Here is a 12,122-nt window from a genome sequence, read left to right on the forward strand (position 1 = left end):
CATGAGCGCGCTGGCCCACGTACCGACCTCCGCCGGGAAACCGGCGCCGCCGCCGGTGCGGCGCGGGCGCAGCCGCCTCCTGCCGTACCTGTTGCTGCTGCCCGGCGCGGTCTGGCTGCTCGTCTTCTTCGCGCTCCCGCTGGTGCAGCTCGCCTCGGCCAGCCTCTACGACCCGGCCGGGTCGCTCTCCACCGGGTACGCCATGACCTGGGCGTTCAGCAACTACCCGGAGGCGTTGCAGGCGTACTGGCCGCAGTTCTCCCGGTCCTTCCTCTACTCGGCCATCGCGCTGGTGCTCGCGCTGCTGATGGGCTACCCACTGGCGTACGCGATCGCGCAGAAGGCCGGCCGGTGGAAGAACCTGCTTCTGGTGGCGGTGGTCGCGCCGATGTTCACCAGCTTCCTGGTGCGCACGCTGGCCTGGAAGACCATCCTGTCGGACAACGGCGCGCTGGTCGGGCTGCTGCGCGACGTGCACCTGCTCGGCCCGGACGGCCGGCTGCTGGCCACGCCGATCGCCGTGGTGCTCGGCCTGACGTACAACTTCCTGCCGTTCCTGGTGCTGCCGCTGTACGCGAGCCTGGAGCGGCTCGATCCCCGGCTGCTCGAGGCGGCGAGCGACCTGTACGCGAGCCCGGCGCGCGCGTTCGCCAGGGTGACGCTGCCGCTGTCGATGCCCGGCCTGATCGCCGGCACGCTGCTGTTCTTCATCCCGGCCACCGGTGACTACATCAACGCCGAACTGCTCGGTACCCCGAACGAGTACATGATCGGCAACGTCATCGACTCGGCGTTCCTGGTCCGGCTGGACTATCCGCAGGGCGCGGCGCTGTCGTTCCTGCTGATGGCCGCGATCCTGGCGATCGTCTTCGTCTACCTGCGGAAGGCCGGCACGGAGGAGGTGCTCTGATGAGCGCGAGGAGCGCAGCGAAGCGGAGCCCCGCAGTCGCGAATGGAGGCAGGCTCTGATGAGACTCAGGCGCTGGCTAGCCGACCGGTGGGTGATGGGCGTGGCACTGCTCGTCCTCGGCTACCTGACGCTGCCGATCATGGTGGTCGCCGGGCTCTCCTTCAACCGGCCCTCCAGCCGGCTCTCCTACGACTTCAACGAGTTCACGCTCGACAACTGGAAGCAGCCCTGCGCCACCTCGGACATGTGCGATGCCGTGGTGCGCAGCATGCAGATCGGCCTGATCGCCACGGTCGTCTCCACACTCCTCGGCACGCTGATGGCGTTCGCGCTGGTCCGGCACACCTTCCGGGGCCGGTCCGGGCTCAACGGGCTGATCTTCCTGCCGATGGCCACCCCGGAACTGGTGATGGGCACCTCGCTGCTCGCCCTGTTCGTGGCCGCCGGGGTGCCGCAGGGCTTCTGGACCATCGTCATCGCGCACGTCATGTTCTGCCTGTCGTTCGTGGTGGTCACCGTGAAGGCCCGGCTCGCCGGCATGGACCGGCGGCTGGAGGAAGCCGCGATGGACCTGTACGCCAGCGAGTGGCAGACGTTCCGCCGGATCACGCTGCCGCTCGTGCTGCCCGGCATCATGGCCGCGTCGCTGCTGGCGTTCTCGCTCAGCTTCGACGACTTCATCATCACGAACTTCAACGCCGGCACCACAGTCACGTTCCCCATGTACGTCTGGGGCGCCTCCCAGCGGGGCATCCCGCCGCAGGTGAACGTGATCGGCACGGCCATGTTCGTGATCGCGTTGCTGCTGGTCGGGGTCACCTCGCTGCGCGGGCGGCGGGCCCGACGCGCCGCCCTCGCGGTGGTCGCCACACCCGCGGGGAAGCCATGACACTGCCGCATACCGGCCGGGCGCTGGCCGACGCCGCGCCCGTGCCGTACTGGCTGGACCGCCCGGTTCGGCCCGACCCGCTGCCGCCGCTGTCCGGGTCGCACGCCGCCGACCTGCTCGTGGTCGGCGGCGGGTACGCCGGGCTGTGGACCGCGCTGCTGGCGAAGGAGGCCGACCCGGACCGCGACGTGCTGCTCGTCGACGCGGGCACGTGCGGCTGGGCGGCGTCCGGGCGCAACGGCGGGTTCTGCGCCGCGTCGCTCACCCACGGGCTCGCCAACGGCGTCGAACGGTTCCCCGGCGAGATCGCCGAGCTGGAGCGGCTGGGCCGGGAGAACCTGGACGCCATCGCCGCCACCGTGGCGAAGTACGACATCGACTGCGACTTCGAACGCACCGGTGAGCTGGCGGTGGCGGTCGAGCCGTACCAGCTGGACGGGCTCGCCGCCGACGCCGAGCTGGCCCGCCGGTACGGCCACGACGTGCGGCTGCTCGACCGCGACGAGGTACGCGCCGAGGTGGCGTCGCCGACGTACCTGGGCGGGATGTGGGACGCCGACCGGGTGGCCCTGCTCGACCCCGCGAAGCTCGCCTGGGGACTGCGCCGGGCCGCGCTCGACCTGGGCGTACGCGTGCACGAGCACACCCGTGTCACCGGCCTGGCCGACGACGGCGCCGGGCTGCGCGCCACCACGGCGGGCGGCGCTGACGCGGTGCCCGGCGCGGTACGGGCGCGGCAGGTCGTGCTCGCCACGAACGCGTTCCCGCCGCTGCTGCGCCGGCTGCGTTCCTGGGTCGTGCCGGTCTACGACTACGCGCTGATGACCGAGCCGCTGACCGGGGCGCAGCGCGACGCGATCGGCTGGCGGCACCGGCAGGGGCTCGCCGACACCGGCAACCAGTTCCACTACTACCGGCTCACCGCCGACAACCGCATCCTGTTCGGCGGCTACGACGCGATCTACCACTACGGCAACCGGGTGGCGCCCGCGCTGGAGCAGCGTGAGGCCACCTTCGACACGCTGGCGGCGCACTTCTTCACCACGTTCCCGCAACTGGACGGGCTGCGGTTCAGTCACCGCTGGGGCGGCGTCATCGACACCTGCACCCGGTTCTGCGCGTTCTTCGGCACCGCCTACTCCGGGCGCCTGGCGTACGCGGCCGGGTTCACCGGGCTCGGCGTCGGCGCGACCCGGTTCGGCGCCCGCGTGACGCTCGACCTGCTCTCCGGCACCGACACCCCGCTGACCCGGCTCGACCTGGTGCGCCGCAAGCCGCTGCCGTTCCCGCCGGAACCGGTCCGGTCCGTCGGCATCAACCTCACCCGCTGGTCGCTCGCCCGCGCCGACGCGCACGACGGCCGGCGCAACCTCTGGCTCCGTACTCTCGACCGTCTTGGACTGGGGTTCGACTCCTGATGCGTATCCTCCTCGTCGGCGCCGGTGGCGTCGGCTCCGCCGCCGTATCCATCGCCGCCCGCCGTTCCTTCTTCGAGACCATGGTGGTCGCCGACCACGACCCGGCGCGCGCCGAGCGGGCCGTCGCCGGGCACGGCGACCGGTTCGTCGCCGCCACGGTCGACGCCTCCTGCGCCGACGCGGTGGCCGCGCTGTGCCGGGAACACCGGATCACCCACGTCCTCAACGCGGTCGACCCCCGCTTCGTCATGCCGATCTTCGACGGCGCGTTCGCCGCCGGGGCCGACTACCTCGACATGGCGATGTCGCTGTCCCGGCCGCACCCCGAGCGTCCCTACGCCGAGACCGGGGTCAAGCTCGGCGACGAGCAGTTCGCCGTCGCACAGCGGTGGGCCGACGCCGGCCGGCTGGCGCTGTGCGGCATCGGCGTCGAACCGGGCCTGTCCGACGTCTTCGCCCGCTACGCCGCCGACGAACTCTTCGCCGAGATCGACGAGATCGGGGTACGCGACGGCGCGAACCTGACGGTCGCCGGCTACGAGTTCGCGCCCTCGTTCTCCATCTGGACCACCATCGAGGAGTGCCTCAACCCGCCGGTGATCTGGGAGGCCGGGCGTGGCTGGTTCACCACCGAACCGTTCAGCGAGCCGGAGGTGTTCGACTTCCCGGCCGGGATCGGCCCGGTCGAGTGTGTCAACGTCGAGCACGAGGAGGTGCTGCTCATCCCGCGCTGGGTCGAGGCGAAGCGGGTCACCTTCAAGTACGGCCTCGGCGCCGAGTTCATCGAGGTCCTGCGCACGCTGCACAAGCTCGGCCTCGACTCGACCGAACCGGTGCGGGTACGCGGCGTCGAGGTGTCCCCGCGTGACCTGGTGGCCGCCGCGCTGCCCGACCCGGCCACGCTCGGCGACCGGATGAGCGGCAAGACCTGCGCCGGCACGTACGTCACCGGCACCGGCCCGGACGGGCGGCCACGTCGCGTCTACCTGTACCACGTGGTCGACAACGAGTGGTCGATGGCCGAGTACGGCCACCAGGCTGTGGTCTGGCAGACCGCCGTCAACCCGGTCGTCGCGCTGGAACTGCTCGCCACCGGTGCGTGGACGGGCACGGGCGTGCTCGGGCCGGAGGCGTTCCCGCCGGTCCCCTTCCTGGACCTGCTCACCGGCTACGGTTCGCCGTGGGGGATGGAGGAACGATGACCCGGTACGGCCCGATGTTCGGCCCCGACATCACGTTCCTCGGCGTGCCGCCGTGCACCGTCGAGGAGCCGGTCACGTACGCCGACGCGGACGTCGTGATCATCGGCGCGCCGTTCGACGGCGGCACCTCGCACCGGCCGGGCACCCGGTTCGGGCCGTCAGCCATCCGGCAGGCCTGCTACCTGCCGCACGACGGCTCCCGCCCGTCGCTGGCGCTGCGCGTGGACGGGCTGAAGGACCTGTGCGTCTACGACGCCGGCGACGTGGAGATGTTCAGCGGCGACATCGAACGTTCGCTCGCCGCACTGGAGACCGCCGTGCACGCGGTCGCCGCCGCCGGGGCGATCCCGGTGGTCCTCGGCGGCGACCACTCCATCGCGCTGCCGGACGCGACGGGCGTGGCCCGGCACCACGGGCTCGGCCGGGTGTCACTCGTGCACTTCGACGCGCACGCCGACACCGGCGACGTCGAGTTCGGCTCACTGCACGGGCACGGCCAGCCGATGCGCCGGCTGATCGAGTCCGGCGCGGTACGCGGCGACCGCTTCCTCCAGATCGGGCTGCGCGGCTACTGGCCCGGCCCGGACACGCTGGCGTGGATGGCGGAGCAGCGGATGCGCTCGTACGAGATGACCGAGATCGTGGCGCGCGGGCTGGACACCTGCCTGACCGAGGCGTTCGGCATCGCGACCGACGAGTGCGAGGGCGTCTTCCTCTCCGTCGACGTGGACGTGGTCGACCCCGGCATGGCACCCGGCACCGGCACGCCCGAGCCGGGCGGGTTCACCTCCCGGCAACTGCTCGACGCGGTCCGCCGGGTCTGTTACGAGCTGCCTGTGGTCGGGCTGGACGTGGTCGAGGTCGCCCCGCCGTACGACCACGCCGACATCACCGCGTACCTGGGTAACCGGGTGGTGCTGGAGGCCCTGTCCGCGATAGCCCGCCGCCGCCGCGACGCCGCCGGCGGAACCCAGTGGAACCCCACCCAGCCCTTGTTGGACGGCCGCTGACCGCTACCCCGGCATGTTTAGCTCAAGCTATAGTCGGACCATGGGTGCGGACGGGAAGCGCTGGTCGGTCCGGGTGACCGGAGAGGTCCGGCACTGGCTGCGCGACCTGTGGGACCACGACCCGGCGTCGTACGAGAGCGTCCGGGTGGCGGTGGACAAGCTGGCCGAGGTCGGACCGGGGCTGGGCGCCCACTCGTGGACACGCTGCGCGGAAGCAGTCTCCGTAATCTGAAGGAACTGCGGCCTCGCTCCGGTCGGGAGGTGGCGATCCGGGTGCTGTTCATCTTCGATCCCTGGTCGCAGGCGGTCCTCCTGGTCGCCGGCAACAAGGCGGGCAACTGGACCCGCTGGTACCGGCAGCACATCCCGGCAGCGGAGGTTGCCTACAAGGCTTGGCTCGACAGCGAGCGCGAGCGAAGGGGGAGTCGTGACCGACTTCTATCACTGGGACGAGGTCCGCGCCGAACTCGGCGGCGACGACGAGGCGTACGAGGCGGAGCGCGCCCGGACCGACGCGTGGGTGAGCGCGTTCCACCTGGCCGAGGAGCGCAAGCGGCTGGGGCTCACCCAGCGGCAGGTCGCCGAGATCATGGGGGTCACGCCCGGCCGGGTGAGCCAGATCGAGAACGGCGACCTCGACGTCAACGAGGTGGCCACGCTGAGCCGGTACGCCAACGCCCTCGGCGCCCGGCTACGGATCATCTTCGACTACGGCGACGACCTCCGGCAGATCGCCTGACCGGAGGCCGTCGACCGGTCAGGGGCGGGCGCAGCGGGGGCGCAGGCGCACGGGTTCGGTGGTTTCGGTGAGGGAGTTGGGCTCCACCACCAGGCGGGCTGTCGTGGTGGCCGGGCCGGGGCGGAACCTGCCCTGGTCGGCGGGGATGGTCGCGGTCCAGGTGCCGGCGGTGCGGTCGTCGGTGCAGGCTCCGATCACGCCGAAGCCGAAGCCGGTGACCGACCCGCGCCGTACCCGCTGGTCGAGGTGCACCTCGATGTACGCGAGGCCGCGTTCGGCCCCGCAGTCGAACCGGCCGCCCACGGTGGCGGTGTGCGCCCGCGCGTCGGCCGAGCCGAACCAGTTGACGGAGATGGTGGGGGAGGCCGCCGGGGCGGCCACGGCGGCGCCGGGCGCGAGCCCGAGCGTGGCGGCGGTGGCCAGGGCGGTGAGGCCGGAGGCGAGCAACGACTGTCGGACCGGGTTCATGCGCGGTCTCCTGTCGGGCGGTGGTGGGACGCGGATTCCGAAGTGGACGGCGTCAGCATCCCACCGCCGCGATGCCCGCGAGCTGCAAGATCTCGGACAGATCAGCGGTTCAGGTGGGAGCGGATGAGGAAGCGGACGCCCTCCGGGGCCTCCAGGGAGAAGCCGCTGCCCCGTCCGGGCACCACGTCGACGGTGAGCCGGGTGTGCCGCCACAGCTCCCACTGGGCCTTGGACATCCAGAACTCCACCGGCTCGGGCACCCCGTCGACAGCCAGCGAGGCGAGCAGCACATCCGAGCCGCCGGTACGGAACTCACCGGCCGGATAGCACATCGGGGCGCTGCCGTCGCAGCAGCCGCCGGACTGGTGGAACATCAGCGGGCCGTGCTGCCCCCGCAGCGACCGGATCAGGTCGGCCGCCGCGGGGGTCACTGTCACCGGGTCACCCATCAGAAGAAGCCCAGCTTCTTCGGCGAGTAGCTGACCAGCAGGTTCTTGGTCTGCTGGTAGTGCTCCAGCATCATCTTGTGGTTCTCCCGGCCGATGCCGGACTGCTTGTAGCCGCCGAACGCCGCGTGTGCCGGGTAGGCGTGGTAGCAGTTCGTCCACACCCGCCCGGCCTGGATGGCCCGCCCGGCCCGGTACGCGGTGTTGAGGTCCCGGGTCCACACGCCGGCGCCGAGCCCGTACAGCGTGTCGTTGGCGATCTTCACGGCGTCGTCCAGGTCGGCGAACGAGGTCACCGACACCACCGGGCCGAAGATCTCCTCCTGGAAGATCCGCATCGAGTTGTCGCCCTCGAAGATGGTCGGCTGGACGTAGTAGCCGCCGGACAGCTCGCCGCCCAGGTCCGCCCGCTCGCCGCCGGTGAGGACGCGGGCGCCCTCCTGCCGCCCGATGTCCAGGTAGGACAGGATCTTCTCCAGCTGGTCGTTCGACGCCTGCGCGCCGACCATCGTGTCGGTGTCCAGCGGGTGCCCCTGCTTGATCTGACCGCTCCGGTCCACGGCGGCGGCCAGGAAGTCGGAGTAGTGGCCCTGCTGGATGAGCGCCCGGGACGGGCAGGTGCACACCTCGCCCTGGTTGAGCGCGAACATGGTGAAGCCTTCGAGGGCCTTGTCCCGGAAGTCGTCGGACGCGGCGCTGACGTCGTCGAAGAAGATGTTCGGGCTCTTGCCGCCCAGTTCGAGGGTGACCGGCCTGATGTTCTCGCTGGCGTACTGCATGATCAGCCGCCCGGTGGTGGTCTCGCCGGTGAACGCCACCTTCGCCACCCGCGGCGAGGACGCGAGCGGCTTGCCCGCCTCGACGCCGAAGCCGTTCACCACGTTGAGCACGCCCGGCGGCAGCAGGTCGCCGATCAGGGAGAGCAGGTAGTGGATCGAGGCGGGCGTCTGCTCGGCCGGCTTGAGCACCACCGCGTTGCCGGCGGCGAGCGCCGGGGCGAGCTTCCACACCGCCATGAGGATCGGGAAGTTCCACGGGATGATCTGCCCGACCACGCCGAGCGGCTCGTGGAAGTGGTACGCCACTGTGTCGTCGTCGAGTTCGCCGAGCGAGCCCTCCTGCGCCCGGATCGCCCCGGCGAAGTAGCGGAAGTGGTCGATGGCGAGCGGGATGTCCGCGGCGAGCGTCTCGCGTACCGGCTTGCCGTTCTCCCACGTCTCGGCGATCGCCAGGGACTCCAGGTTGTCCTGCATGCGGTCGGCGATCCGGTTGAGGATCAGTGAGCGCTCGGCGACCGACGTGCGGCCCCACGCGTCGGCAGCGCCGTGCGCCGCGTCCAGCGCCTTCTCCACGTCCTCGGCGGTGCCCCGGGCCACCTCGCAGAAGGTCTGCCCGGTCACCGGGGTCGGGTTCTCGAAGTACTTGCCACCGTGCGGCTTCACGTACTCGCCGCCGATGTAGTGGTCGTAGCGGGACTGCCAGTGGGTCGGGGCGTCGTAGCGCGTCATGGGTACCTCCGCCGTCCGTCTGGGGTGGATGGCGGGCAGGCTAGTTTCCGGGACGTTGCAGGAACGTTGCGCGCGGCAGCGCGTACTCCTCGGCGAGCTGGCGGGCCCGCGCGAGCGCGAGCGGCCGGCGTGGCGCGCCCGGCGGCAGCGCCCGCGCCAGGGCCTGCCAGACGGCCAGGTCGTCGGACCCGGCCGCCGTCGCGGTCCAGGCCGCGAGCAGCCCCGGGTCGCCGCCGGCCAGCACGGCGGCGCGCAACTGGCCGTCGACAAGGCGGCGCAGTCGCGCGACTCCCGGCGCGTCCGACAGGGGAAGCAGGGGCCCGGGGTACGCGCGCAGCGCCGCCGCCGGGTCGCCACCTTCCAGCAGTTCGGTGACGGTACGGAAGTCGGCGCGCACGGCCGGGCGCAGCCGGTACGGGCGGGAGTCGAGCAGCTCCTCGCCGAGCACGCGGCGCAGGCGGGACAGCTCGGCGCGCAGCGTGACCGGGTGCCGCCGGTCGTCGCCGTAGAGGTCGAGGCCGAGTTGTTCCCCGGTGCGCCCCTCCGGATGGTCGACGAGCAGCACCAGCAGTTCGCTGTGCCGGCGGCCGAGCCGTATGCGCCGGCCGCCGACGCGCAGCTCCGCCACGTCGCGGCCGAGCGCCGACACGTACGCCACGTCCGGCGCGGCGGGCGCGGCGCCGGCCAGGAACGCCTCGGCGGCCCGGGCGGTGGCCCGGACCAGCGCCAGGCTCTGCGGGGCGGCCAGGTGGTCCCCGCCGGTGATGTCGACGGCGCCGAGCAGCGCTCCGCTGACCGGGTCGTGGATCGGCGCGGCGGCGCAGGTCCAGCGCTGCACCGGCCGGACGAAGTGCTCGGTGGCGAAGATCTGCACGCCGTGGTCGACGGCGAGGGCGGTGCCGGGCGCGTTGGTGCCGGCGTGCGCCTCGTCCCAGCGCGCGCCCGGTACGAAGTTCATCCGCTCGGCGTGCCGCAGCACCCCGGGGTGGCCCTCCACCCAGAGCAGCCGGCCGGCGGCGTCGCAGACCGCCATCAGGTGCGCGCCGTCCTGCGCGATGCCGCCGAGCAGGTCACGGAACAGCGGCATCACCCGGGCCAGCGGGTGCGCGGCCCGGTACGTCTCCAGCGCGTCGTCGACGAGGTCGACAGGCGGCGTGGCTTCCGGGTCCAGCAGCGCGGACCGCCTCCAGGAGCGGGCGACCACCTCCCGGACCCCGCCGGTGGTGGTGCCGGCGGCGAGGAACGCCTCGTGGGCGGCACCGACCTGCGCGATCCGTTCCGCCGGATCCGCGCCGAACTCCAGGGCGAGCCACGGGTCAGCCACCAGCGCCTCCTTCCACCCATCGTGACCCACCTCACCCCCGAGCGCCAAGGCGTGGCGGCAGGTACCGGCACGGACGGCCGGAGCGTCACCGGGCCCTCACCTTCCGTTGTGGACCGCCGGCCGGATCGAACGGTCCGGCCCTCCCGTCCGTACCACGCGTCGAACAGCAGCGACGACGGGAGAGAACGTGAGGGTGCAGCGCAAGCACGTGCTGGCGGCGACGGTGGCGGTGACCGCCACGGTGGCGGTCTCGGTGGGCACCGGACTCGGTTTCGCGGACACCGCGCCGGCCGCGCGATCGGTCTGCGCCGGGTCGGTGACCTTCTCGGCCGAGGGCGGACCGCCGGCCGCGACGAGCGACCGGTTCCCGGTCGGCACCCGGCTACGGGTGACGAACCTGGACAACCGCAAGGTGACCACGGTGACGGTGACCGGGCCGTCCGGGAGCTGCGTGCTGCTTAACGCCGCCGCCATGGACCTGGTACGCGAGCCGGGCAAGAACGTCATCCGCCGCAACGTGGTGGAACGCCTCGACGGCGCCGCCGCCCCGGCCCCGGGCGCGCAACTGGGTGAGACCCGCCCGGGCGCGGCGCAGCCGATCGGCGGCAGCGTCTGCTCCGGCGCGATCACGTTCTTCGCCGAGGGCGGGGCACCCGCTGCCACCAGCGGTCAGTTCCCGCTCGGCACCCGGCTGCGGGTGACGAACCTGGACAACAACAAGGTGGTGACGGTGACGGTGACCGGGCCGTCGGGCAGTTGCGTGCTGCTCAACACCGCAGCCATGGACGCGATCCGGGAACCCGGCAAGAACCTGGTCCGGCGCAACACTGTGGAACTGCTCCGCTGATCGTCCGCGCGGAACACCATGGGCCGGTCCTGGGAGATCGGGCCCATGGTGTTCCCGTGCGGGATCAGGTGTTCCCCGTGCGGGTCAGCCGAATGCGGCCGCCAGGATGTCCAGGCCCCGGCCCAGCTCGTCGTCGGAGATCACCAGCGGAGGCAGGAACCGCAGCACGTTGCCGTAGGTGCCGCAGGTCAGCGTGAGCAGCCCGGCCGCGTGGCAGGCCGCCGAGATCGACGCCGTGGCGGCCGGGTCCGGGGTCAGCGTGCCCGGTACGACGATCTCCACGGCGAGCATCGCGCCCCGGCCGCGTACCTCGGCCACGCGCGGGTCACCGGCGGCGATGGCGCGCAGCCGCTCGCCCATCACCGCGCCGATCCGGCGGGCGGCGGCGGCCAGGTCCAGCTCCCGCATCGTCTCGATCGACGCGAGCGCGGCGGCGCAGGCGATCGGGTTGCCGCCGTACGTGCCGCCGAGGCCGCCGACGTGCACCGCGTCCATCAGCTCCGCCCGGCCCGTGACGGCCGCCAGCGGCAGCCCGCCCGCGATGCCCTTGGCCAGCGTGATCAGGTCCGGCTCGACGCCCTCGTGCTTGCAGGCGAACCAGTCGCCGGTGCGGCAGAAACCGGTCTGGATCTCGTCGGCGACGAACACCACCCCGGCCGCCGTCGCCCACTCGCGCAACGCCGGCAGGAACCCCTCCGCGGGTACGACAAAGCCGCCCTCGCCCTGGATCGGCTCGATCAGCAGCGCCGCCACGTTCTCCGCGCCCACCTGCTTCTCGATCATCTCGATCGAGCGGGCCGCCGCTGTGGCGCCGTCCAGCCCGCCGTCGCGCAGCGGGTACGACATCGGCACCCGGTAGACCTCACCGGCGAACGGCCCGAACCGGTGCTTGTACGGCATGTTCTTCGCGGTCAGTGCCATGGTCAGGTTGGTCCGGCCGTGGTACGCGTGGTCGAACACCACCACTGCGGGCCGCCCGGTCGCGTGCCGGGCGATCTTCACCGCGTTCTCCACCGCCTCGGCACCGGAGTTGAACAACGCCGACCGCTTCTCGAAACCACCCGGCGTCACCGCGTTGAGCTGCTCGCAGACCGCCACGTACGACTCGTACGGCGCGACCATGAAGCAGGTGTGGGTGAACCGCTCGACCTGCGCGCGTACCGCCTCGACCACGCGGGGCGCGGAGTTGCCCACGTTCGTGACGGCGATGCCGGCCGCGAAGTCGATCCACTCCCGCCCGTCCACGTCGGTGATCGTGCCGCCGCCCGCCCGGTCCACGTACGCGGGAACCGTGCTGCCCACGCCCCGCGCCACGGCCCCGACCCGGCGCTTGTGCAACTCCTCGCTGCTGGCCATCGCCG

The 12,122-nt window shown here is 72.2% G+C and carries 12 protein-coding genes and 1 pseudogene; 8 read left to right on the forward strand and 5 right to left on the reverse strand.

Annotated features, from left to right (window positions below; genetic code table 11):
* Nucleotide 1 precedes the first annotated feature (1 nt).
* The 7 genes and pseudogenes from AB0B20_RS12300 to AB0B20_RS12330 all read left to right on the forward strand — a co-directional run bounded on the left by AB0B20_RS12300 (nucleotide 2) and on the right by AB0B20_RS12330 (nucleotide 6,168).
* On the forward strand, nucleotides 2-910 hold the full coding sequence (locus AB0B20_RS12300) for an ABC transporter permease (RefSeq protein WP_357387966.1): 909 nt from the start codon (nucleotides 2-4) through the stop codon (nucleotides 908-910).
* Between the two features lie 58 nt (nucleotides 911-968).
* Nucleotides 969-1,799: an ABC transporter permease gene (locus AB0B20_RS12305; RefSeq protein WP_357387964.1), complete on the forward strand. Its 831-nt coding sequence runs from the start codon at nucleotides 969-971 to the stop codon at nucleotides 1,797-1,799.
* Nucleotides 1,796-3,217, forward strand: coding sequence for an FAD-dependent oxidoreductase (locus AB0B20_RS12310; RefSeq protein ID WP_357470240.1), 1,422 nt, complete (start codon nucleotides 1,796-1,798; stop codon nucleotides 3,215-3,217). The genes AB0B20_RS12305 and AB0B20_RS12310 overlap by 4 nt, the downstream gene beginning before the upstream one ends.
* On the forward strand, nucleotides 3,217-4,419 hold the full coding sequence (locus tag AB0B20_RS12315) for a saccharopine dehydrogenase C-terminal domain-containing protein (RefSeq protein ID WP_357387960.1): 1,203 nt from the start codon (nucleotides 3,217-3,219) through the stop codon (nucleotides 4,417-4,419). The genes AB0B20_RS12310 and AB0B20_RS12315 overlap by 1 nt, the downstream gene beginning before the upstream one ends.
* Nucleotides 4,416-5,429 (forward strand): agmatinase, encoded by a 1,014-nt coding sequence (speB, locus tag AB0B20_RS12320; protein ID WP_357387958.1) that lies wholly within the window; start codon nucleotides 4,416-4,418, stop codon nucleotides 5,427-5,429. Before AB0B20_RS12315 ends, speB begins: the two co-directional genes overlap by 4 nt.
* Nucleotides 5,430-5,469: 40 nt before the next feature.
* Nucleotides 5,470-5,828, forward strand: a pseudogene (locus AB0B20_RS12325) (type II toxin-antitoxin system RelE/ParE family toxin); the annotation flags it as partial.
* A 28-nt stretch (nucleotides 5,829-5,856) separates the two neighbouring features.
* Complete coding sequence (locus AB0B20_RS12330; RefSeq protein WP_216932161.1) at nucleotides 5,857-6,168, forward strand: helix-turn-helix domain-containing protein; 312 nt, start codon at nucleotides 5,857-5,859, stop codon at nucleotides 6,166-6,168.
* An 18-nt stretch (nucleotides 6,169-6,186) separates the two neighbouring features.
* On the opposite strand, the gene AB0B20_RS12335 is transcribed toward AB0B20_RS12330, so the two are convergent.
* From AB0B20_RS12335 to AB0B20_RS12350, 4 genes are all read right to left on the reverse strand, one after another.
* Nucleotides 6,187-6,636 (reverse strand): hypothetical protein, encoded by a 450-nt coding sequence (locus AB0B20_RS12335; RefSeq protein ID WP_357387956.1) that lies wholly within the window; start codon nucleotides 6,634-6,636, stop codon nucleotides 6,187-6,189.
* A 101-nt stretch (nucleotides 6,637-6,737) separates the two neighbouring features.
* The gene (locus tag AB0B20_RS12340) at nucleotides 6,738-7,085 is read right to left on the reverse strand and encodes a DUF779 domain-containing protein (RefSeq protein ID WP_357470245.1); all 348 of its coding nucleotides are present in this window, start codon (nucleotides 7,083-7,085) and stop codon (nucleotides 6,738-6,740) included.
* A complete protein-coding gene (adh, locus tag AB0B20_RS12345; protein ID WP_357470248.1) occupies nucleotides 7,085-8,590 on the reverse strand; it encodes an aldehyde dehydrogenase in 1,506 nt (501 codons plus the stop codon). Before adh ends, AB0B20_RS12340 begins: the two co-directional genes overlap by 1 nt.
* Nucleotides 8,591-8,630: 40 nt before the next feature.
* Nucleotides 8,631-9,914, reverse strand: a complete 1,284-nt coding sequence (locus AB0B20_RS12350; RefSeq protein ID WP_357470251.1) for a transcriptional regulator — start codon at nucleotides 9,912-9,914, stop codon at nucleotides 8,631-8,633.
* Between the two features lie 187 nt (nucleotides 9,915-10,101).
* On the opposite strand from AB0B20_RS12350, the gene AB0B20_RS12355 reads away from it, so the two are divergent.
* Nucleotides 10,102-10,761, forward strand: coding sequence for a hypothetical protein (locus AB0B20_RS12355; RefSeq protein WP_357470254.1), 660 nt, complete (start codon nucleotides 10,102-10,104; stop codon nucleotides 10,759-10,761).
* An 84-nt stretch (nucleotides 10,762-10,845) separates the two neighbouring features.
* On the opposite strand, the gene gabT is transcribed toward AB0B20_RS12355, so the two are convergent.
* Nucleotides 10,846-12,117: a 4-aminobutyrate--2-oxoglutarate transaminase gene (gene gabT, locus AB0B20_RS12360; RefSeq protein ID WP_357470257.1), complete on the reverse strand. Its 1,272-nt coding sequence runs from the start codon at nucleotides 12,115-12,117 to the stop codon at nucleotides 10,846-10,848.
* Nucleotides 12,118-12,122 lie beyond the last annotated feature (5 nt).

Source organism: Micromonospora sp. NPDC049151, assembly GCF_040648395.1.
Lineage (GTDB): Bacteria > Actinomycetota > Actinomycetes > Mycobacteriales > Micromonosporaceae > Micromonospora.